Origin of the sequence: Pseudomonas sp. Colony2 (assembly GCF_019382755.1) — a bacterium.
GTDB lineage: Bacteria > Pseudomonadota > Gammaproteobacteria > Pseudomonadales > Pseudomonadaceae > Aquipseudomonas.
Genome location: NZ_CP080030.1, coordinates 412224 through 433827, shown reverse-complemented (window position 1 = coordinate 433827; position 21604 = coordinate 412224). Strand labels below are relative to the sequence as shown.

The following is a 21604-nucleotide window of genomic DNA, read 5'->3' as shown; positions in this document are numbered from 1 at the left end:
TTATTCCATGTCCTTGAGCCACTCAGAGCTCTTGAACCACTTGTCATGGATGCGATCGTAGGTGCCGTCGTTGCGGATCTGGTGCAGGAAGTTGTTGATGAAGTTGATGCTGTCGTAGTCGCCCTTCTTCAGGCCGAACGCCAGGGGTTCAAAGGTGAACGGCTGATCAAGGAACACCAGTTTGCCGGCGCCGACCTTGTTCACGGCCACCACGTTGTACGGGGCGTCATAGACGAAGGCGTCAGCCTTGCCGTTGACCACGTCCAGAACAGCTTCCTGCTCGTTGTCATAGCCGTGGTACTTGGCTTTGGAGATCAGCTTCTTGGCCACCATCTCGCCGGTGGTGCCGAGCTTGGAGGTCAGGCGGTATTTCTCGTCATTCAGGTCTTTGTAGGACTTGATGGTGCCCTCCAGCTCCTTGCGGATCAGCAGGGTCTGGCCGACCACGATGAACGGTTCGCTGAAGTTCAGGCGCAGGTTGCGTTCCTGAGTCAGGGTCATGCCGCTGCCGATCATGTCGAACTTGTCGGTCAACAGGGCCGGGATGATGCCGTCGTAACCGGTGGAAATCGGCTCGAACTTCACGCCCATCGACTTGGCCATGGCCTTGAGGATGTCGACTTCAAAGCCGATGATTTCACCGCGTTTGTTGGTCATCTGGAACGGCATGTAAGTCGGGTCCATGCCGACTTTCAGCGTACCGCGCTTGACCGCATCATCGATGGCGCCGGCATGTGCCGCGTTGACCGCCACCAGTGCGGTGACACCCAGCAGCAGCATCGAAAGATACTTTTTCATCATCAAGTCCCCTGAACTCATTTTCTTGTGAGGTCGGCGCGCAAAAGGGCTGCACCATTTCGGGGTGCGATCCTAACTCACTCACCGCCGGGTACAAAGGTTTCGCCGGGATTTGTTGCCAAGGTATGACAGAAAAGCCCCACAACCGTGCAGAGAAAGGCATGGCTAGACACCTCGACCCACGGCCCAGCCAATTGCTTGATGTGTAAGCAGTTATGACTACCAGCCCACTTCCGCCATCCAGCCCGAGTCCTTGAACCACTTGTCATGCAGCCGATCGTAGGTGCCGTCCTGGGCCACCTGGTTGAGGAAATGATTGATCCAGTTGAGGCTGTCGTAATCGCCCTTTTTCAAGCCGAACGCCAGGGGCTCGTAGGTGAAGGGTTGCTCCAGCGCCAACAGCGCACTGTTCTGGGGCTTGGTAATGGCGATCAGGTTATACGGCGCATCATGGATAAACGCATCGGCCTTGCCCTCCACCACCTGGCGCACGCCTTCTTCAGGTGTTGGAAAACTGCGCAGCCGTGCAGTGCCGAGAAACCTTTTCGCCGCCGCCTCGCCTGTGGTGCCTTCGGCGGCCACGATCCGGTAACCGGCCTCGTTCAAGTCCTCGATGCTCTGGACCTTGTCGGCCAACTGAGGGTTCAGCAGCACGGTCTGGCCGACGATGATGAACGAGTCGCTGAAATTGAGGGTCAGGTTGCGCTCCTGCGTGACAGTCATGCCGCTGCCGATCAGGTCGAACCGGCTGGCCAGCAGGCCGGGAATCAGGTCGATATACGGTACCGAAACCAGCTCCAGCTTGACCCCCAGCGCCTTGCTCATCTCCCGAAGCAGGTCAATTTCAAACCCGACGATCCGGCCTTTCTTGTCGGTCATCTCAAAGGGCACGTAGGCCGGATTGGTGCCGACTTTCAACACCCCCCTCCGAACGGCCTCATCTATGGCTCCGGCATGCGCCAGGTAACCGTGGGAAAATGTGACGATGCCGAGCAGCAGCATCGACAAATACCTTTTGATCATGAAAAAAGCCCCTGTTCCATTAAACACTCCCACACCCGGCCACGCGCAAGATCGCGTAAGCCGCAGGCTTCGAGTCAGATTTGGGGGGCGATGCTAACCCACTCGCAGGCACGGCAATATGCCTCGGAGAAGGGTCTTTTGTTTCGAAATAACAAGGAGTTAGCGCGATACAGCAGAAGGGAAAAACAACGTAGGACGGTTATCGCAAACGCCCCCGAGGTGGCACCTCGGGGGCGTCGGAATCAGGCCGGTTGAGCCTGGGACGACAGCGGCTTCAATGGCAGCAATGGCGCATGCGGATCGGCCTTGACCGATTCGCGCCAGGCGCTCAGCCACTCGGCGTGGCCTTCGCTCCAGACCTGCTCGTGCAAGCGTGCCAGGGCGACCGGGTCGCTGAGCAAGGCCAGGCGTTCACCGTTGTTGAGGCCGGCCGGGCCGACTTTCAACGCGTGGCGAACCCGGTCAACACGCAGCCACTCAATCGGCTCCGCCTGCCCGTGACGGGAAGTTGCCAAGGCGCACGCCAGGGCGTTCTGCTGCGGATCGACCACCGCCCGCACAAAACCGTCATTGAGCGCATGCCAACGGTTTTCGTGGGTGTACTTGTCGGTCGACAACAGCGCCTGGGGCGGATTGTATTCCTCGGGGATCAGGAACAGGCTCTCGTCGCGAGACTTGAGGCCCAATTTGACCCGGCTGGAAATCACCGACACCGGAATCGACAGCATCAGCGAACCGACGATCGGCACCAGCCACCACAGGAAGCTTGGGTTCAACCACACCACCAGCAGCGCCCAGAAGAAGCCGAGCAGGGTCTGCGGACCGTGGCGCTTGACTGCCTCGCTCCATGGCGTGGAGTCGTCGTCACGCTGTGGCGAGTTCCAGGTCGCCGCCCAGCCGAGGAACGCGGCCAGTACGAAACGGGTGTGGAAAATCATCCGCACCGGCGCCAGCAACATGGAGAACAGCATCTCCAGCAGCATCGACAGGGTCACCTTGAACTTGCCGCCGAACTCTTTCGCGCCCTTGGCCCAGATCAGGATGATGCTCAGCAATTTAGGCAGGAACAGCAGCACGATGGTGGTGGAGAACAGCGCCACCGCCTTGTCCGGATGCCATTGTGGCCACAACGGATACAACTGGCGCGGCGCCATGAAGTATTGCGGCTCCATCAGTGTGTTGACCGCCAGCAAAGCCGTGGACAGCACCAGGAAGAAGAACCACAACGGTGCCGACAGGTACGACATCACGCCGGTGAGGAACACCGCACGGTGCACCGGGTGCATGCCTTTTACCAAAAACAGGCGGAAGTTCATCAGGTTGCCGTGGCACCAGCGACGGTCACGCTTGAGTTCGTCCAGCAGGTTCGGCGGCAGCTCTTCGTAGCTGCCCGGCAAATCGTAGGCAATCCACACGCCCCAGCCGGCACGGCGCATCAGCGCAGCTTCAACGAAGTCGTGGGAAAGAATCGCACCGGCAAACGCACCTTTACCCGGCAACGGCGCCAGGGCGCAGTGCTCGATAAACGGCTTCATGCGGATGATCGCGTTGTGACCCCAGTAGTGGGATTCACCCAGCTGCCAGAAGTGCAGACCGGCGGTAAACAGCGGGCCGTACACCCGGGTGGCGAACTGCTGCATGCGCGCATACAGGGTATCCATGCCCGACGCACGTGGCGCGGTCTGGATAATCCCGGCATCCGGCGTGGCTTCCATCAGGCGCACCAGGCTGGTCAGGCATTCGCCGCTCATCACGCTGTCGGCGTCGAGCACCACCATGTACTTGTAGTCACCGCCCCAGCGACGGCAGAAGTCGTCGAGGTTGCCGCTCTTGCGTTTGACGCGACGGCGACGGCGGCGATAGAAGATCTTGCCGAAGCCACCGGCTTCGCGGCACACGTCGAGCCAGGCTTGCTGCTCGGCGATGCAGATGTCGGCCTCGTTGCTGTCGCTGAGGACGAAGAAGTCGAAACGGTCCAGGTCACCGGTGGCAGCCACCGATTCGAACGTCGCGCGCAGGCCGGCAAATACCCGGGGCACGTCTTCGTTGCAGATCGGCATGACCAGGGCGGTGCGGGCGTCTTTCGGAATCGGCTCGTCACCGGCACTTTTACCGGAGATACGGTATTTATCGTGACCGGTCAGCAGTTCCAGGAAGCCCATCAGCGCGGTCCAGAAACCGGCCGAGACCCAGCAGAACAGAATCCCGAACAGCACCAGGATGCTGGTTTGCAGGGCGTAAGGCAGTACCTGGGTCGCGGTTTGCAGCAGGGTCTGGTTGCGGATCTCGTCAAAGTCGACGAAGGACCAGCCCTGGTACGGCATGATGCCTTTCATGTACCAGCCGGCAACGATCGTCTGGCCGAGCATCAGCACCAGCAGGATATAGCGACGGATCGAACCGACGGTGCGCCAGCGGGCGGCCGGCAGTACGCGCTCATCCTTCGGCGGGGCCGGTGGATTGGTGCGGCCGGTCAGGCGGCGCCAGCCACGCACCAGGATATTGGTGCGCCACGGCTCAGGCACGACCTTGGTCCGACGGATCGGCGGCGTGGCCTTGAGACAAACCCGGCCGCTGGCGTCGAGCACCAGCATTTCGGCGTCTTGCAGCTCTTCGGCAGTGTTGAGGGTCAGCCGGGCGCCTACCGATGCCTGGGCAGCGTCGGCAGGTGCGTCGAACGTGGACGATGACAGGCGCTTGTGCAATTCACTGAAGGACTCGCAGCCCGCCAGTTCGGCGCGCTGCTCATCGGTCATCGGTAGATGCGCCAGGTACTCGGCAAGAGTCTCTGGCTGGACTTGAGAATTACTCATCGGCAGGCAACTGATAGCTCCAGGTTTCGGTCAGGACTTGCTCTGTCTTGGCCTGATCCTGGGTAGGGAGTGGTGTGGCTGGGGCAGCCGCTTCCGGCTGCTTGGCGTCCTTGTCCTTGGCGTCTTTCTTGGCCGCTTTCTCGTGCTGCTTGGCCAGGACCTTGTCGGCTTTCAACACTTGGGTCGAAACCTTCTCCGGTTCCGGCTGCACGATGTCCTGAACCAGAGCAGCGCGCATTTCAGTCGGCTTGCCTGCGTCCTTGATCTTCATGCGCAGGGTCAAGCGCCAGCCTTGGGTGTGCGGGTTGTAGCGCACGCTGTTTTCAACGATTTCTGCGTTGTCGCCCACGCTGACCTGGCTGCGAACCGGTGCGTCAGCTGGCAGTTTCTTCAGGGACGGGCCCTCGAAGTCCACCAGGTAAGCCACGCTGCCGTCTGGCTGACGGATCAGGTTGGATTGCTTGACGTCGCCGGTGGAACGCAGGGTCTGCTTGACCCAGGCGCTTTCCGGCGAATGGAACTCGGCGTCTTGCAATGTCCAGTGCAGGCGGTAGGCAACGTCCAGCGGCTTGCCTGGCTCCGGCAGTGTTTCCGGGCTCCAGAACGCAACGATGTTGTCGTTGGTTTCATCGGCGGTCGGAATCTCTACCAGGTCGACGGAGCCCTTGCCCCAATCGCCTTCAGGCTCGATCCAGGCGCTTGGGCGCTTGTCGTAGTTGTCGTCGAGGTCTTCGTAGTGGCTGAAGTTGCGGCCGCGTTGCAGCAGGCCGAAACCACGCGGGTTTTCCACGGTGAAGTTGCTGACCGACAGGTGTTTGGGGTTGTTCAGTGGGCGCCAGATCCACTCGCCGTTGCCGGCATGGATCGACAGGCCGCTGGAATCGTGCAGCTCGCGACGGTAGTTGAGGACCTTGGACGGCTGGTTGGCGCCGAACAGGAACATGCTGGTCAGCGGGGCGATGCCCAGCTTGGTGACCTTGTCACGCAGGTACATCTGGGATTTGACGTCGACGATGGTGTCGGTACCCGGGCGCAGGATCAGGCGATAAGCGCCGGTGGCCCGCGGCGAATCCAGCAGGGCGTAGATCACCAGCTGTTTCTCACCCGGTTTTGGACGTTCGATCCAGAACTCGGTGAAACGCGGGAATTCTTCGCCGGACGGCAACGCGGTGTCGATCGCCATGCCGCGGGCAGACAGGCCGTAGACCTGGTCCTTGCCCACGACGCGGAAATAGCTGGCGCCGAGCATGGTCATGATTTCGTCTTGCTTGTCACCCTTGTTGATCGGGTACAGCACACGGAAACCGGCATAACCCAGCTGTTCGGTGGATTTGGGATCAAACTTGACGTCGCCGAAATCGAAGCGGGACGGGTCGTACTTGATTTCCTGAACGCTGTCGGCGGTGACTTCGTTGATTTTCACCGGTGTATCGAAATGCATACCCTGGTGGTAGAAGGACAGCTTGAACGGGGTGTTCTGATCGGCCCACTCGGCTTTTTCGTTGCGGAAACGAATTTTCTGGTAATCAGCGAATTTCATTTCGCGGAATTCGTTCGGCAAATTGCTGCGCGGAGCTTCGTATTTCTGCCCGGCCAGCTCTTTTGCCTTGGCCGACACATCATCCAGACTGAATGCCCACAGTTGACCCGCGCCGAACAGGCAAAACAGGGCAGAGCCCGTCACCAGTACGTTTCGTAACCGTTTGGCAGACAATTTTGGTGCATTACAGGGACTAACAATCACGAGCAACCCTCGCCGAAAACAGATCAAAAAACCAACGGCCAGCTATCTATATGCCAGGTTGGCGAGCATTGTTCCGACTCCCATGGGGCTAAATGATTCCCCAATGGCTATCGGACAAGTCTCTACCTAAGTCAAAAATGGACCAATTAACGCTGATCCCCGTAGCGCGCGATTATCTAGTAGCCCGCGTAACAACGCATCAGGGTCAGCGAAGTATTTGTAGCGAAAACCCGGTTTTTTGGGCATCACAAGTCGTTTTCAGTACATTCACGTCTGTAACAGGAAGGTGACCGGCCCATCATTGACCAAATGCACCTGCATATCAGCGCCAAAACGCCCTGCCGCTACCGTGCCATGCAATTGTTGCGCTTGTAACAGCAGATAGTCGAAAAGCGCCTCGCCCAACGCCGGCGGTGCCGCCGTGGAGAAGCTCGGCCTCAGCCCACTCTTGGTGTCTGCCGCCAGGGTGAACTGCGACACCAGCAGCAAACCGCCGCCAATGTCTTTCAAGGACAGGTTCATCTTGCCCTCGTCGTCGCTGAACACCCGATAGTTAAGCAGCTTATGCAGCAGCTTGTCGGCGCTGGCTTGCGTATCCGAAGGCTCGACAGCCACCAGCACCAGCAAACCCTGGTCTATCGCCCCGACCACCTGCCCTTCTACCTCGACCCGGGCGCCGCGCACCCGTTGCAAAAGGCCCTTCATGCTTCTTCAGGCGGCAAATCAAGCAGGCGCCGTGCCATTTCACTCGCCGCACGCACCAGCGCATCGGTAATTCCGGGTTCGGAAGCCGCATGGCCGGCCTCGCGGATGATCTGCAACTCACTGTTGGGCCAGGCCTGATGCAGCTCCCAGGCATTGTCCAGCGGGCAGATCATATCGTAGCGGCCATGCACGATTACGCCAGGCAAGTGGGCGATCTTGTGCATGTCGCGGATCAGTTGGTCAGGTTCAAGGAACGAGTTATTGGTGAAGTAATGGCATTCGATACGGGCAATCGACAGGGCGCGCTGGGGTTCGGAGAAACGCTCGATCAATTGCGGGTTCGGGCACAGGCCCAACATGCGCCCTTCCCACGTGGACCAGGCCTTGGCGGCGTGCATCTGGGCGATCTGGTCGTTGCCGGTCAGGCGCTTGTGGTAGGCGCTGAGCAGGTCGTGCCGCTCCTCCGCCGGGATAGGCGCCAGGTAGTCCTGCCAGTAATCGGGGAACAGCCGGCTGGCGCCAGCCTGGTAGAACCACTGAATGTCCTGGGGGCGGGCCAGGAAAATGCCCCGCACGATCAGGCCGTGCACACGCTCCGGGTGGGTTTGCGCGTAGGCCAGGGCCAGGGTCGAGCCCCAGGAACCGCCGAACAGCACCCATTTTTCGATGCCCAGGTGTTCGCGAATCCGCTCAAGGTCGGCCACCAGGTCCCAGGTGGTGTTGTTTTCCAGGCTGGCCCGTGGGGTGGAGCGCCCGCAGCCACGCTGATCAAAAGTAACAATTCGGTACAGATTAGGATCGAAATAGCAGCGGCTATTGGCATCACACCCGGCGCCGGGGCCGCCATGGATGAACACAACGGGCAAGCCTTCCGGGGAACCGCTTTCGTCGACGTACAGGACGTGGGTTTCATCGACGGCCAGATCGTGCCGGGCGTAGGGTTTGATCTGCGGGTACAAAGTCTGCATTGCGCGCTCCGTAAGGGGTCGAGTTCATCCCTGGGGGGACGTCTATTATTTTGCCGTCTGGCATCATAAACCCGAATTGTGCAATGAGCATGTCCTCGTGGACCTAGACCTGTGTCAGCAGAACACCACGCAGGTAGTCCAGCAGATAAACGTACAGCCGGTCGACCTCCAACACCTGGCCCCGGGCCCGCAGGCAGCCGTGAACCAGGCCTTTGCCGGGATACAGCGTGGCCGCCACCCCGGCGCCTTGCAGGCGTTCGGCGTAGAGCATGCCGTCGTCCCGCAACGGGTCGAACTGGGCGACAGCGATCAAAGCCTGCGGCAACCCGCTGAAATCCACGGCCAGCAATGGCATGGCGTAGGGCGACGGCTTGCCCGGCCCACGCAGGTAAAGGGCGAGATAGCACTCGGTGTCGGCGGTACTGAGCAACGGCGCGTCGACGCAATCGCGGCGGGACGGCAGGTCGGCGGGGCCGCCCAGGCCGGGGTAGATCAGGACTTGCGCCAGGGGCTGCGGCTGATGGTCATCCCGCAGGCCCAGGCACAGGGCCGCCGCCAGGTTACCGCCGGCGCTGTCACCGGCCACCACCAGACGCTGAAGGTTGATCGGCTGGGGCGCTTCGCCCACCTGGATCGCCTGCCAGACCGCACGGCAATCCTCAAAGGCGGCCGGAAACGGGTGTTCGGGTGCCAGGCGGTAATCGATGGCGATGACCAGCACCTGCAGTGAGCCGGCCAGCTCAGCACACATGAAGTCATGGGAATCCAGGCCGCCGACCACCCAGCCGCCACCGTGCATATAAAGGATGCATGGCCAGCCGCTATCAGGGGTTGGCGTCGCCGGTTGATAAATGCGTACGCCCACGCCACCCAGGGAAACGTCTGACACCTGTAACCCTTCAGGCCGCGCCGGGGTGAACGCCTGGCACATGCGGTCATAGCCTCGGCGCAATCCGGCCAGCGATGTGTCGTCGCTGGTGAAGGATTCGGTTTTTTCGACGAAGGCGCACATCTGCGCGGAAATCGGGTAATGGGACATCGAAGGATCGTCCTGAAGATAAGGATTTAACAGCCGCCACGAATCCAATGTGGGAGCGGGCTTGCTCGCGAATGCGGTGTATCAGTCAATACTTGTGTGGCTGACCCACCGCATTCGCGAGCAAGCCCGCTCCCACATTTTGATCTTCATTTGCTCAGGGCTTGAGGCTGGCCTGCACCGCCGCCACGCCGTCTTTTCCATCCAGGGTCGTTACACCCGCCAGCCAGCGCTGCAAGTCCTCGGGATTGTCGCGCAACCACTGTCTGGCCACATCCTGCGGCGTCTTGCGGTCCATGATCGGCACCATCAACTGGCTTTCCTGGGCCGCGGTGTAGGTCAGGTTCTCCAGCAGGCGTGTCACATTGGGGCAACGCTCGGCGTAATCCGGCGCCGTCACCGTGGAGACCGTGGCCATGCCTTCGTTGGCACCGAACACATCTTCACTGCCGGTCAGGTACGCCATTTTCATGTTGATGTTCATCGGGTGCGGGGTCCAGCCGACAAACACCACGAACTCCTTGCGATTCACTGCCCGCTGCACCGCCGCCAGCATGCCTGCCTCGCCGGACGCCACCAGCTTGAAGCCGCCGAGGCCAAAGCGATTGCTGTCGATCATTTTCTGGATATCGGTATTGGCACCGCTGCCCGGCTCGATGCCATAGATCTTGCCGCCCAGTTTGTCCTTGAAGCGGGCAATGTCGGCAAAGGTTTTCAAGCCGGCGTCGGCAACGTACTGCGGCACCGCCAGCGTCGCTTGGGCGTCGGACAGGCTCGGCTTGTCGAACACCTTGACCTGCTTGGCCGCGAGGAATGGCGCGATGTTGTTGTCCATCGCCGGTTTCCAGTAGCCGAGGAAGATATCCAGGCGTTTGTCGCGGATGCCGGCAAAGATGATTTGCTGCACGGCGCTGGTTTGCTTGCTGTCATAGCCCAGGCCATTGAGCAGCACATCGGCCATGCCGCTGGTGGCGATCACGTCGGTCCAGCTGACCACGCCCATGCGCACGACCTTGCACGAGGCCGGGTCGGCAGCCATCGCGTTGGCGCTCAAGAGTGCGGCGCCGGTGAGAATCAACAGACAACGGTTGAACAGTCTTTTCATCGATGCGGTCTCACTCGGCAGTTTTTATTGTGGGAGTGGCGTCTGACGCGCCGTGCCCAACACCTTACCCAGCGAGACCTTGATCAAAGCGAACTGTGGCGACAGGGATTTGCACACAGACGACTTGGGAGGTGTGTTGCTGTTGAGGGCCTCTTCGCGAGCAAGCCCGCTCCCACATTCGACCGTGTTCCTCCTGAAGAAGCACGGTCGAATGTGGGAGCGGGCTTGCTCGCGAAGGCTATCTCAGCAGCGACGCCACTCAGGAGTAATGCCGCTTGCCCCACGCCAGGAACCTTTCCAGCAGTTCCTTCAACACCACCCGCGTCGGCTCGGCCAGGTCGGCGCGATAACGGAAGGGCTCAAACTCTTCCATGTAGGTGCACTGCCCCAACTCCAGCTGCACGGCGTGGATGTTCTCGGCCGGGTTGCCGTAGTGACGGGTGATATGCCCGCCCTTGAAGCGCCCGTTGAGCACATGGCTGTACTGCGGGTGGCCGGCACAGATGGCTTCCAGTTCGCTGGCCAGCTGCGGATCGCAGGCCGCGCCGTTGAAGGTGCCGAGGTTGAAGTCCGGCAGCTTGCCTTCGAACAGGTGCGGGATCACCGAGCGGATCGAGTGCGCATCAAACAGCAGCGCATAACCGAACTCGGCCTTGAGCCGGGCCAGTTCGTTTTGCAGAGTGCGGTGATACGGCGTCCACACCTGCTCCAGGTACGTGGCGCGCTCGGCCTTGGACGGTTCCAGGCCTTCGCGGAACAGCGGCACACCATCAAACAGTGTCGCCGGGTACAGGCCGGTGGTGGCGCCAACGTACAGCGGCTTGTCGTCTGAAGGCCGGTTCAGGTCGATGACAAAGCGCGAATACTCCGCCGCCAGGGTGCTGGCGCCCAGCGCTTCGGCGAAGTCGTACAGCGTGGGAATGTGCCAGTCGGTGTCCGGCAGGCTTTGCGCCTCGGGAATCAGCCCGGCTTGCACCGCCGGCGTCAGGCGCAGGCCCGCGTGGGGCATGCTGATCAGCAGCGGCACACGGCCTCGTTTGAAGTTCAGAACCTTATCCACAGCGGTACTCCTTAAACGGTGACTTCGACGCCGTGGCGCACGACGCGTTTATCCAGCTCGCCACCCAGCCAGTAGGCCAGGTCGGCGGGACGATCAATCTGCCAGGCGACAAAATCCGCGACCTTGCCCACTTCCAGCGAGCCATGGCTGTTGCCCAGGCCCAGGGCGGTGGCCGCGTGTTGCGTGGCGCCGGCCAGGGCTTCTTCCGGGGTCATGCGGAACAGGGTGCAGGCCATGTTCAGCATCAAGCGCACCGACAACGCCGGCGAGGTGCCCGGGTTGAGGTCGCTGGCGATCGCGATCTTCACGCCGTGCTTGCGCAGGGCATCCATCGGCGGCAACTGGGTTTCCCGCAGGAAGTAGAACGCGCCCGGCAGCAGCACCGCGACGGTGCCGGAAGCGGCCATGGCGATGGCGTCTTCCTCGGTCATGAATTCCAGGTGGTCCGCCGACAGCGCCTGGTGCCGCGCCGCCAGGCTGGAGCCATGCAGGGACGACAACTGTTCGGCGTGCAGTTTTACCGGCAAGCCAAGTTTCCGGGCGGCGATGAACACGCGCTCCACCTGCTCCGGTGAGAACGCCAGGTACTCACAGAAGGCGTCGACCGCGTCCACCAGGCCTTCCGCTGCCAGCGCCGGGAGCATTTCGGTGCAGATGTGATCGATGTAGGCATCGGCCCGGTCCACGTACTCCGGCGGCAACGCATGCGCCGCCAGGCAGGTGCTGCGCACACTGACCGGCAACTCGGCGCCGAGGCGACGGATCACCCGCAAAATCTTGCGCTCGCTGGCCAGGTCCAGGCCGTAGCCGGACTTGATCTCGACGGTGGTTACACCGTCGCGCAGCAAACTGCGCAGGCGCTTGTGGCCGCTGGCAAACAGTTCATCTTCGCTCGCCGCACGCGTGGCGCGCACGGTGCTGGCAATACCACCACCGGCCGCTGCGATCTCGGCGTAGCTCACGCCTTGCAGCCGCTGCTCGAACTCGCCGCTGCGATTGCCGCCGAACACCGTGTGGGTGTGGCAGTCGATCAGCCCGGGCGTGACCCACGCCCCTTGCAGGTCATGGGTGGTTGCGTAGTTCGCATCCGGCAGATCGGCGCGCGGGCCGATCCACTCGATGAGCGTGCCCGAGGTAACAATGGCGGCGTCCTCGATGATCGAGTAGTTGCCCTGGGCCATGGTTGCAACGTGGCAGTGTTGCCAAAGCGTTTTCATCAACGCCTCCATTAGGTTATCGATGAGACAAAGCCGGGTCGTAGTGGACCTTGGCCGTTTGCCCGGCGGCGGGCTTGACCCACAGCAGATAGGCGACGATCAGCAAGACGATCCACACGGCGCCGACCATAAGAGCGGCCTGGGTGTCCGGGAAGTAACCCAGCACGCCGAAGATGAACAGCATGAACACGATGGCGGCCGCTGGCGCGTAGGGCCAGAACGGCACCGGGAATTTCAGCTCGGCAATCTGTTCCCTGGTCATCGAGCGACGCATGGCCACCTGGGTGACCAGGATCATCAGCCATACCCACACCGTGGCGAAGGTCGCAATCGAGGCGATGACCAGGAACACGTTTTCCGGGATCAGGTAATTGAGCACCACACCGCCGAGCAACGCGGCGCCCATCACCACTACGGTCATCCACGGCACGCCCTGGCTCGACAGTTGGGCAAAACCCTTGGGCGCCTGCCCTTGCTGGGCCAGGCCATACATCATGCGACCGGCGCCGAAGATGTCGCTGTTGATGGCCGAGACGGCGGCCGAGATCACCACGATGTTAAGGATGGTCGCCGCCGAGCCCATCCCCAGGTTGCTGAAGATCTGCACGAACGGGCTGCCCTGGCTGCCGATCTGCGGCCACGGGTAGATCGCCATCAGCACAAACAACGTCAGCACGTAGAACAGCAGGATACGCAGCGGCACGGCGTTGATCGCCTTGGGGATCACCCGCTGCGGGTCCTTGGCTTCGCCGGCGGTGATGCCGATGATTTCGATGCCGCCAAACGCAAACATCACCACCGCGAAGGACGCGATCAAGCCACCCACGCCGTTAGGCATGAAGCCACCGTGGGCCCACAGGTTGCTGAGGCCGGTAGCGGGTGCTTCGCCCGCCGAGTGAATACCGAACAGCATGATGCCGAAGCCGCCGAGGATTATTGCGACAATGGCACCGACCTTGAGCAGCGACAGCCAGAACTCCATTTCGCCAAAGACTTTGACGTTGCACAGGTTCAGGCCGCCGATCAGCAACACGATGCCCAGCACCCAGACCCAGCGCGCGACTTCGGGAAACCAGAAGCCCATGTAGATGCCGAAGGCGGTGACGTCGGCGAGGCAGACGATGATCATTTCAAAGGCGTAGGTCCAGCCGAGGATAAAGCCGGCCATCGGGCCCAGGTAGGTACTGGCGTACTGGCCGAAGGAGCCGGACACCGGGTTATGCACGGCCATTTCGCCGAGGGCGCGCATGACCATGAACACCGCGGCGCCGCCGATCAGGTAGGCCAGGAGCACGGCCGGGCCGGCCATCTGGATGGCGGAGGCAGAGCCGTAGAACAGCCCGGTACCGATCGCGGAACCGAGGGCCATGAAGCGAATATGTCGGGCGGAGAGCCCGCGTTTTAACGTCTTTTCTTGCTGGTGCATTTCTCGTCCTTAATTATTTTTATCCTGAGAAAATTCGAATCTGTAGAAGATCAAATGTGGGAGCTGTCGAGCCCCAGCGAGGCTGCGATAGCGGTGGGTCAGGCTACGAAAGTGTTGCCTGTTCCGGCGCCATCGCAGCCTCGCCGGGGCTCGACAGCTCCCACACTGGATCGGTGTCGCTCTTACAAGCTCGGCAACAACTTCGCCGGCACCAGCTCGTTCAGGCAACGCGTTGCCAGCAGCTCACTGGCGGCATTGATGTCCGGCGCAAAGAAGCGGTCCTTCTCATAAAACGCGACTTTGCTGCGCAGGATCCCACGCGCCTTTTCCAGCGCCGGCGAAGTCTTCAAACCATTGCGCAGGTCCAGGCCCTGGCAAGCCGCCAACCATTCCACCGCCAGCACACCGCGGGTGTTCTCGGCCATTTCCCACAGGCGCTTGCCCGCCGCCGGGGCCATCGACACGTGGTCTTCCTGGTTGGCTGACGTCGGCAGGCTGTCGACGCTATGGGGATGCGCCAGTGCCTTGTTCTCGCTGGCCAATGCCGCCGCCGTCACCTGGGCGATCATGAAGCCGGAGTTCACACCGCCATTGCCCACCAGGAAAGGCGGCAGTTGCGACATGTGCTTGTCCATCATCAACGAGATGCGACGCTCGCTCAGGGAGCCGATTTCCGCGATGGCCAGCGCCATGTTGTCCGCCGCCATGGCCACCGGTTCGGCGTGGAAGTTGCCACCGGAAATCACGTCACCTTCAGCCGCAAACACCAGCGGGTTATCCGACACAGCGTTGGCTTCCACCACCAGCACTTCGGCCGCCTGGCGGAACTGGGTCAGGCAGGCGCCCATGACTTGTGGCTGGCAACGCAGGGAGTACGGGTCCTGGACCTTGTCGCAGTTTTCGTGGGATTGCGACACTTCGCTGCTTTCACCCAGCAGGGCGCGATACGCGGCCGCAGAGTCGATCTGGCCGCGTTGGCCCCGGGCAGCGTGAATGCGTGCGTCGAACGGCGAGCGCGAACCCAGCACGGCTTCCACCGTCAGGGCGCCACAGGCCAGGGCACCGGCGAACAGATCTTCGCCCTCGAACAGCCCACGCAATGCATAAGCGGTGGAAACCTGGGTGCCGTTGAGCAGCGCCAGGCCTTCCTTGGCCGCCAGGGTCAGCGGCGTCAGGCCGGCAACTTTCAGCGCTTCGGTAGCTTCCAGCCATTCGCCTTTGTAGCGAGCCTTGCCTTCGCCCAGCAGCACCAGCGACATGTGGGCCAATGGCGCCAGGTCACCGGAGGCGCCCACCGAACCTTTCAGCGGAATGTGCGGGTAGACCTCGGCATTGATCAGGGCGATCAGCGCGTCGATGACCTGCCGGCGAATCCCGGAAAAACCCCGGCTCAGGCTGTTGACCTTGAGCACCATGACCAGCCGTACCAGCGCATCGCTGATGGGCTCACCGACGCCGGCGGCGTGGGACAGCACCAGGGAACGCTGGAGGTTTTCCAGGTCTTCGCTGGCAATGCGGGTCGAGGCCAGCAGGCCGAAACCGGTGTTGATGCCGTAGGCGGTGCGGTTCTCGGCGAGAATCTGCTCCACACAGGCGACACTGGCTTCGATCTGGGCCGAGGCGCTGTCATCCAGACTGAGGGTTACCGGCTGCTGGTAGATGGCCCGCAGTTGAGCAAGGCTCAGTTGGCCTGGAATCAGGTTTAGCGCAGTCACATTCATGTTCCTTTTGAGAGTGTTGTTAACTACCAGTCGCTCCGGATGCTTCCGTTATCCGCCGCTGTGCTCTTTTAGAGGATCAGTCGGCTTGGCACGCTGGTTATTGTTGGGAAAAGGTCAGTGCAAATTCGGTAGCGTGCGTTGCAGTAAATCGGCGTCCTTGAGCAACGCGGCGGTGGCTGCGATGTCTGGCGCCAGCCAGCGGTCCTGGTCGTAGGCCGGGACGTGTTCGCGCAGCAAACGCCAGGCGGCATCGGTGCCGGCGCCGAAGCGTTGCTCCTGGAGGAACTCGAACGCCTGGGCCGCCAGCAAGTACTCGATGGCGAGGATCTGGGTGACGTTTTCCAGCACCGAATACAGCTTGAGCGCGGCGTTGGTGCCCATGCTCAGGTGGTCTTCCTGCAGGCCCGAGGTGACGAAGTTGTCGAGCACCGCGGGTTGCGCCAACTGGCGGTTTTGCCCGCACAGCGAGGCGGCGACGTACTGCACGATCATCATCCCGGAGTTGACCCCGGGGTTGCTCACCAGGAACGCCGGCAAACCACTGACGTGCGGGTTGATCAGACGGTCCAGGCGACGCTCGGCGATGGAGCCGATTTCGGCCATGGCGATGGCCAGCATGTCTGCCGCCAGGGCCACGGACTGCCCGTGGGGATTGGCCTGGGACACCACGCGGTAGTTGTCTGGCGTGCCGAGCACCAGCGGGTTATCGGTGGCGCCGTTGAGTTCGGTTTCGATCTGCCGGGTGGCGTGTTCCAGTTGGTCGCGGGCCGCGCCGTGCACCTGGGGAATCGAACGGATGCTCAGGGCGTCCTGGGTACGAATGCCTTTGCTGCTGGCGATCACTTCGCTGCCGTCCAGCAACGCGCGCAGGTTGATGCCCACTTGCTGCATGCCTGGGTGCGGCTTGAGCGCGATGATTTCTTCGTCGAAGGCGTCGATCTGGCCGCGCTGGCCTTCGAAGCTCATGGCACCGATCACATCGGCCCATTGCAGCAGGCGGTGCGCATCGGCCAGGGCCAGGCTGCTGAGGCCGGTCATGCACGGCGTGCCGTTGACCAGGCACAGCCCGTCCTTGGCACCGAGCACTACCGGCTGCAAACCTTCTTCAGCCAGCGCCTGGTGTGCGGGAACGATACGGCCCCGATAGCTGACGTCGCCGACGCCGAGCAAGGCGACGCCAATGTGCGCCATGTGGGTCAGGTAACCCACGGACCCCTGGGACGGCACTTGCGGCGTGATGCCATGGTTGAGCAGCCCCAGCAGCGAATGCACCACCTGCGGATGCAAGCCGGATTTGCCGTGGCTGTAGTTAATGATTGCCGCACAAATGATCGCGCGGGTTTGCTCCACACTCAGTGGCGCACCGACGCCGCAGGCATGGCTGAGCAGGGTATTGCGCGACAGCCGGCTCAGTTGTTCGTCCTTGAGCGACACGTTGCACAAGGCACCCAGGCCGGTGTTGATGCCGTAGGCGCGCTCGCCGCTGGTGACGATGCGCTGGACGATGGCCTGTGCATTGTCGATGCGAGCCCAGGCCTGGCCCGAGAGTTCGAGGATCGCACCGTGGCGAGCCACGGCGACCACGTCCTGCCAACGCATCGGGGCGTCGGCGATGATGATTTTTTCAGCCTGGGACATCGTTGACCTCTTCATGAAATTCGCAATTGTTGTGCAGCTTCACTGGCCTCATCGCAAGCGAGCCAGCTTCCACAGGGGAAACGCATTCCAAATGTGGGAGCTGGCTTGCCTGCGATAGCCTCAGCCAACCCACCACAAATATCGGATCAAACCACCGCCACCCGCCGCTGGACAAACCGGTTCACGTACTCATCCGCCGGTGAATGCAAAATCTCGCGGGGCGTGCCGACCTGGATCAGCTTGCCGTCCTTGAGGATCGCAATGCGGTTGCCGATGCGCACCGCCTCATCGAGGTCGTGGGTAATGAACACGATCGTCTTGTGCAGGGTCTTTTGCAGCTCCAATAACTGGTCTTGCATCTCGGCACGGATAAGCGGGTCGAGCGCACTGAACGCCTCGTCCATCAGGATGATGTCAGTGTCGGCCGCCAGCGCCCGGGCCAGGCCTACACGCTGACGCATGCCGCCGGAAAGTTGATGCGGGTATTTGTTTTCATAGCCCTTGAGGCCCACGGTTTCGATCCAGTGCAGCGCACGCTCGGCGCACACTTGCCTGGTTTCGCCACGCACTTTCAGGCCGTAGGCAACATTGTCCAGCACACTCTTGTGAGGCAGCAGGCCAAAGCTCTGGAACACCATGCTGATCTTGTGCCGGCGGAATTGGCGCAAGGCTTCCATGTCCAGTTGCAGGATGTCTTCACCGTCCACCAGGATCGCACCGCTGGTAGGGTCGATCAGCCGGTTGAAGTGACGCACCAGGGTCGACTTGCCGGAACCCGACAGCCCCATGATCACGAAGATTTCACCGGTGTCGACGCTCAGGGACAGGTCGTTCACACCCACCACGCAACCAGTCTCGGCCAGCACCTCGTCCTTGGTCTTGCCCTGGCCAATCAACGCCAGTGCATCCTTGGAGCGGTTGCCGAAAATCTTGAATACGTTTTTGACTTCAATTTTGCTGACAGTAGTCATTTGCTCGCCTCATGCCGTGGACGACCATAGGCTTGCGTAATGCGGTCGATGACCACGGCAAGAATCACGATCGCCAGACCGGCTTCAAGGCCGCGTCCAACGTTGAGGGTCTGGATGCCCACCAGTACATCTTCACCCAGGCCACGGGCGCCGATCATCGAGGCGATCACCACCATCGACAGGGCCATCATGGTGGTCTGGTTGATCCCGGCCATGATGCTCGGCAGGGCCAGCGGCAGTTGCACGCCGAACAGTTGCTGCCAGCGGTTGGCACCGAAGGCGTTGATCGCTTCCATGACTTCACCGTCCACCTGGCGAATGCCCAGGTCGGTGAGACGAATCAGCGGCGGTGCGGCGTAGATCACCGTGGCGAAAATCGCCGGGACCTTGCCCAGGCCGAACAGCATCAACACCGGGATCAGGTACACGAAGCTGGGCATGGTCTGCATGATGTCCAGCAGCGGCATCAGCACCGAACGCAGGCGGTTGCTGCGGGCCGACAGAATCCCCAGGGGAATGCCGATCAGCACCGAGATCACCGTGGCCACCATCATCAGCGCCAGGGTTTGCATCAGCTTGTCCCACAGCCCGACCGCGCCCACCAGAAACAGCAGGCCGACGATCACGACGGTGGTGAACCACTTGCGAGTGGCATGCCAGGCAATACCGCCGACAATCAGCAACATCAACCACCAGGGCGCTGCGCGCAGCAAACCTTCCAGGTTAACGATGGCCCACAGCAACGTATCGGAGATGTGCCGGAACACATCGCCGTAGTTGGTCACAAGCGCATCGACCCAACTGTTGACCCAGTCGGCGATGGAAAACGTAAAACTCTCAGGAAACATAGTGTGCTCTCGATCCAGTGGATTGTGGCCGGGCGCCCGGTTGCCTGTGGCGGCAACCGGAAACGCTCAACCTACAAGGCCGCGTCGATTTTCTTGGCTGCGTTGTCGCTCACCATGCGTGCCAGAGTTCAGGATGTCCCTTGAGGAAAGTTTTCGCCAGTTTTGCTGTTTCAATTCGCTGTTTGTCATGCGTACCGGGTTCTGGTTAAGCAGGTTGAGCAGCGGCGCCCTGCACATCGGGCAGCACGAGGCGCTCAGGAATCGGGCTGTGCCATTTTTTCGCAGCCCAGTAGTACAACGCCGCCGGCACCACCAGGCCGATGATCCACGAGATATCGGTGTCGCCCAGGCTCGCGACCAGTGGGCCGGTGTAGAAATGCGTCGAGATGAACGGCATCTGAATCAGCACGCCGAACACGTAGATGCTGATGCCCATCAGGTTCCAGCGACCGTAGCGACCGTTGGGGTTGGACAGGGCCGGGATGTCATAGCGCTCTTTGGTGATGCAGTAGAAGTCCACCAGGTTGATCGCACTCCAGGGCGTGAAAAACGCCAGCAGGAACAGGATGAACGCGGAGAAATCCTTGAGGAACGAGTCCTTGCCCAGCAACGCCAGCGCGGCGGCAATCGACACCATCACGAAGATGTACAACAGCCGCGTGCCACTGCCGATATGCCGGCTGCCACGGAAACCACTGATGATTGTCGCGATCGACATGAAGCTGCCGTAGGCGTTGAGGGTGGTGACGGTGACCTTGCCGAAGGCGATGCTGAAATACAGCAGCGCCGCGACGATCCCGGTGCCGCCCAGGCCGACGATAAACGACACTTCGTGGTGAGCGAATTGCGAGCCTGCCAGGGCTGCCGCAAACACACCGAACACCATCGAAGCCTGCGCGCCGATCACCGAACCGAGGCCCACGGCCCAGAAGGTTTTCGAGGCCTGCGTGCTGCGCGGCAAGTAGCGCGAGTAGTCCGCCACATACGGGCCGAACGCAATCTGCCAGGACGCCGAGAGGGAAATCGCCAGCAGGAAACTGCTGAGGGAAAAATGCTTGTTGCCCAGCAACGCACCGATGTCGTTACCGGCCAGCAGCCTGTAGAACAGGTACACGAAGGCAACCACCCCCAGCACGCTGGCGATGCGACCGATGCCGTGGATCACCCGGTAGCCGAAGATCGTAAACACCATGATCAGCCCCGCGAACAACACGATGCCGACCCAGTCTTCAACGTGAAGCAACTGCGCCACCGCCTGCCCCGCCAGCAATGAGCCGCTGGCGGAAAAACCGATGTACATCAGGCACACCAGCACCAGGGGAATCACTGCGCCATACACGCCGAACTGCACGCGGCTGGAGATCATCTGCGGCAAGCCCAGTTGCGGGCCTTGCGCCGCATGCAGGGCCATGACGCCACCGCCCAGCAGTTGACCGATCAACAGACCGATCAACGACCAGAACACATCACCGCCCAGCACCACGGCCAGGGCCCCGGTGACGATCGCAGTGATTTGCAGGTTGGCACCCAACCACAGGGTGAACTGACTCAATAGACGGCCGTGTCTTTCCGCTTCCGGGATGTAGTCGATCGAACGCCTTTCGATCAACGGGGTGGTGCTTGCACGAGCGTCTTTTACTGCCATTTATGTTCAACCTCTGATGGATTGTTTTTGGGTGAAACGCAGATCACATGTGGGAGCGGGCTTGCTCGCGAAAGCGATGGGTCAGCTAACGACTTCAGTGACTGATACACCGCATTCGCGAGCAAGCCCGCTCCCACATTAGTTATTTGATCATCGGGAGATTGAGGCCCTGCTCTTTGGCGCAATCGATAGCGATCTGGTAGCCCGCATCCGCATGACGCATCACGCCGGTCGCCGGGTCGTTGTGCAGCACGCGCGCGATACGCTCGGCGGCTTCGTCGGTACCGTCGCAGACAATCACCATGCCCGAGTGCTGGGAGAAGCCCATGCCGACGCCGCCGCCGTGGTGCAACGAAACCCAGGTCGCGCCGCTGGCGGTGTTGAGCAAGGCGTTGAGCAGTGGCCAGTCGGACACGGCGTCGGAACCGTCCTGCATCGATTCGGTTTCACGGTTGGGGCTGGCCACCGAGCCGGAGTCCAGGTGGTCGCGGCCGATCACGATGGGTGCCGACAGCTCGCCGCTGCGCACCATTTCGTTGAATGCCAGGCCGAGCTTGGCGCGCTGGCCCAGGCCAACCCAGCAGATACGCGCCGGCAGGCCCTGGAAGCTGATGCGCTCGCGGGCCATGTCCAGCCAGTTGTGCAGGTGCGCGTCGTCCGGGATCAGCTCTTTGACTTTGGCGTCGGTCTTGTAGATGTCTTGCGGGTCGCCCGACAGCGCAGCCCAACGGAACGGGCCGATGCCACGGCAGAACAGCGGACGGATGTAGGCCGGGACGAAACCCGGGAAGTCGAAGGCGTTTTCCACGCCCACTTCTTGCGCCATCTGACGGATGTTGTTGCCGTAGTCGAACGTCGGGATGCCTTGTTTCTGGAACTCGAGCAT

At 61.5% G+C, this 21604-nt stretch carries 16 protein-coding genes and 2 pseudogenes; all 18 read right to left on the bottom strand.

Annotation, left to right across the window (positions count from 1 at the left end):
* Window positions 1-798: a transporter substrate-binding domain-containing protein gene (locus JV201_RS01785; protein WP_003209284.1), complete on the bottom strand. Its 798-nt coding sequence runs from the start codon at window positions 796-798 to the stop codon at window positions 1-3.
* 219 nt (window positions 799-1017) lie between these two features.
* Window positions 1018-1821 (bottom strand): transporter substrate-binding domain-containing protein, encoded by an 804-nt coding sequence (locus JV201_RS01780; RefSeq protein WP_219406431.1) that lies wholly within the window; start codon window positions 1819-1821, stop codon window positions 1018-1020.
* Window positions 1822-2058: 237 nt separating this feature from the next.
* A pseudogene (mdoH, locus tag JV201_RS01775) lies at window positions 2059-4634 on the bottom strand (glucans biosynthesis glucosyltransferase MdoH); the annotation flags it as partial.
* A complete protein-coding gene (locus tag JV201_RS01770; protein ID WP_008439280.1) occupies window positions 4627-6378 on the bottom strand; it encodes a glucan biosynthesis protein G in 1752 nt (583 codons plus the stop codon). The gene JV201_RS01770 and the pseudogene mdoH, both read right to left, overlap by 8 nt.
* A gap of 267 nt (window positions 6379-6645) precedes the next feature.
* Window positions 6646-7083 (bottom strand): D-aminoacyl-tRNA deacylase, encoded by a 438-nt coding sequence (gene dtd, locus JV201_RS01765; protein WP_087692908.1) that lies wholly within the window; start codon window positions 7081-7083, stop codon window positions 6646-6648.
* Window positions 7080-8051, bottom strand: a complete 972-nt coding sequence (gene pip / locus JV201_RS01760) for a prolyl aminopeptidase (protein ID WP_008439282.1) — start codon at window positions 8049-8051, stop codon at window positions 7080-7082. The genes dtd and pip overlap by 4 nt, the downstream gene beginning before the upstream one ends.
* Window positions 8052-8154: 103 nt before the next feature.
* Window positions 8155-9090, bottom strand: coding sequence for an alpha/beta hydrolase (locus tag JV201_RS01755; protein WP_219406430.1), 936 nt, complete (start codon window positions 9088-9090; stop codon window positions 8155-8157).
* A 154-nt stretch (window positions 9091-9244) separates the two neighbouring features.
* Window positions 9245-10192: a choline ABC transporter substrate-binding protein gene (locus JV201_RS01750; RefSeq protein WP_008439284.1), complete on the bottom strand. Its 948-nt coding sequence runs from the start codon at window positions 10190-10192 to the stop codon at window positions 9245-9247.
* Window positions 10193-10451: 259 nt separating this feature from the next.
* Window positions 10452-11252: an N-formylglutamate deformylase gene (hutG, locus tag JV201_RS01745; RefSeq protein WP_219406429.1), complete on the bottom strand. Its 801-nt coding sequence runs from the start codon at window positions 11250-11252 to the stop codon at window positions 10452-10454.
* A gap of 11 nt (window positions 11253-11263) precedes the next feature.
* Window positions 11264-12469: an imidazolonepropionase gene (hutI, locus tag JV201_RS01740; protein ID WP_219406428.1), complete on the bottom strand. Its 1206-nt coding sequence runs from the start codon at window positions 12467-12469 to the stop codon at window positions 11264-11266.
* Between the two features lie 16 nt (window positions 12470-12485).
* The gene (locus JV201_RS01735; RefSeq protein ID WP_219406427.1) at window positions 12486-13895 is read right to left on the bottom strand and encodes an amino acid permease; all 1410 of its coding nucleotides are present in this window, start codon (window positions 13893-13895) and stop codon (window positions 12486-12488) included.
* A 182-nt stretch (window positions 13896-14077) separates the two neighbouring features.
* On the bottom strand, window positions 14078-15616 hold the full coding sequence (hutH, locus tag JV201_RS01730) for a histidine ammonia-lyase (RefSeq protein ID WP_085984627.1): 1539 nt from the start codon (window positions 15614-15616) through the stop codon (window positions 14078-14080).
* Between the two features lie 114 nt (window positions 15617-15730).
* A complete protein-coding gene (hutH, locus tag JV201_RS01725) occupies window positions 15731-17254 on the bottom strand; it encodes a histidine ammonia-lyase (protein ID WP_003209264.1) in 1524 nt (507 codons plus the stop codon).
* Window positions 17255-17400: 146 nt separating this feature from the next.
* The gene (locus tag JV201_RS01720) at window positions 17401-18225 is read right to left on the bottom strand and encodes a glycine betaine/L-proline ABC transporter ATP-binding protein (protein ID WP_008430269.1); all 825 of its coding nucleotides are present in this window, start codon (window positions 18223-18225) and stop codon (window positions 17401-17403) included.
* Window positions 18222-19073, bottom strand: coding sequence for a proline/glycine betaine ABC transporter permease (locus JV201_RS01715; protein ID WP_003209260.1), 852 nt, complete (start codon window positions 19071-19073; stop codon window positions 18222-18224). Before JV201_RS01715 ends, JV201_RS01720 begins: the two co-directional genes overlap by 4 nt.
* 71 nt (window positions 19074-19144) lie before the next feature.
* Window positions 19145-19292, bottom strand: a pseudogene (locus JV201_RS01710) (histidine ABC transporter substrate-binding protein); the annotation flags it as partial.
* Window positions 19279-20718: a cytosine permease gene (locus tag JV201_RS01705; RefSeq protein ID WP_087692903.1), complete on the bottom strand. Its 1440-nt coding sequence runs from the start codon at window positions 20716-20718 to the stop codon at window positions 19279-19281. The pseudogene JV201_RS01710 and the gene JV201_RS01705, both read right to left, overlap by 14 nt.
* A gap of 142 nt (window positions 20719-20860) precedes the next feature.
* A partial coding sequence (gene hutU, locus JV201_RS29495) for a urocanate hydratase (RefSeq protein ID WP_257903281.1) occupies window positions 20861-21604 on the bottom strand: 744 nt, incomplete at its 5' end.

Excerpts from the sequence above, each read along its gene's own strand:
- JV201_RS01785 (WP_003209284.1), bottom strand. The coding sequence starts at position 798 with ATGAAAAAGTATCTTTCGATGCTGCTGCTGGGTGTCACCGCACTGGTG.
- JV201_RS01780 (WP_219406431.1), bottom strand. The coding sequence starts at position 1,821 with ATGATCAAAAGGTATTTGTCGATGCTGCTGCTCGGCATCGTCACATTT.
- dtd (WP_087692908.1), bottom strand. The coding sequence starts at position 7,083 with ATGAAGGGCCTTTTGCAACGGGTGCGCGGCGCCCGGGTCGAGGTAGAA.
- pip (WP_008439282.1), bottom strand. The coding sequence starts at position 8,051 with ATGCAGACTTTGTACCCGCAGATCAAACCCTACGCCCGGCACGATCTG.
- JV201_RS01755 (WP_219406430.1), bottom strand. The coding sequence starts at position 9,090 with ATGTCCCATTACCCGATTTCCGCGCAGATGTGCGCCTTCGTCGAAAAA.
- JV201_RS01750 (WP_008439284.1), bottom strand. The coding sequence starts at position 10,192 with ATGAAAAGACTGTTCAACCGTTGTCTGTTGATTCTCACCGGCGCCGCA.
- hutI (WP_219406428.1), bottom strand. The coding sequence starts at position 12,469 with ATGAAAACGCTTTGGCAACACTGCCACGTTGCAACCATGGCCCAGGGC.
- JV201_RS01735 (WP_219406427.1), bottom strand. The coding sequence starts at position 13,895 with ATGCACCAGCAAGAAAAGACGTTAAAACGCGGGCTCTCCGCCCGACAT.
- hutH (WP_085984627.1), bottom strand. The coding sequence starts at position 15,616 with ATGAATGTGACTGCGCTAAACCTGATTCCAGGCCAACTGAGCCTTGCT.
- hutH (WP_003209264.1), bottom strand. The coding sequence starts at position 17,254 with ATGTCCCAGGCTGAAAAAATCATCATCGCCGACGCCCCGATGCGTTGG.
- JV201_RS01720 (WP_008430269.1), bottom strand. The coding sequence starts at position 18,225 with ATGACTACTGTCAGCAAAATTGAAGTCAAAAACGTATTCAAGATTTTC.
- JV201_RS01715 (WP_003209260.1), bottom strand. The coding sequence starts at position 19,073 with ATGTTTCCTGAGAGTTTTACGTTTTCCATCGCCGACTGGGTCAACAGT.
- JV201_RS01705 (WP_087692903.1), bottom strand. The coding sequence starts at position 20,718 with ATGGCAGTAAAAGACGCTCGTGCAAGCACCACCCCGTTGATCGAAAGG.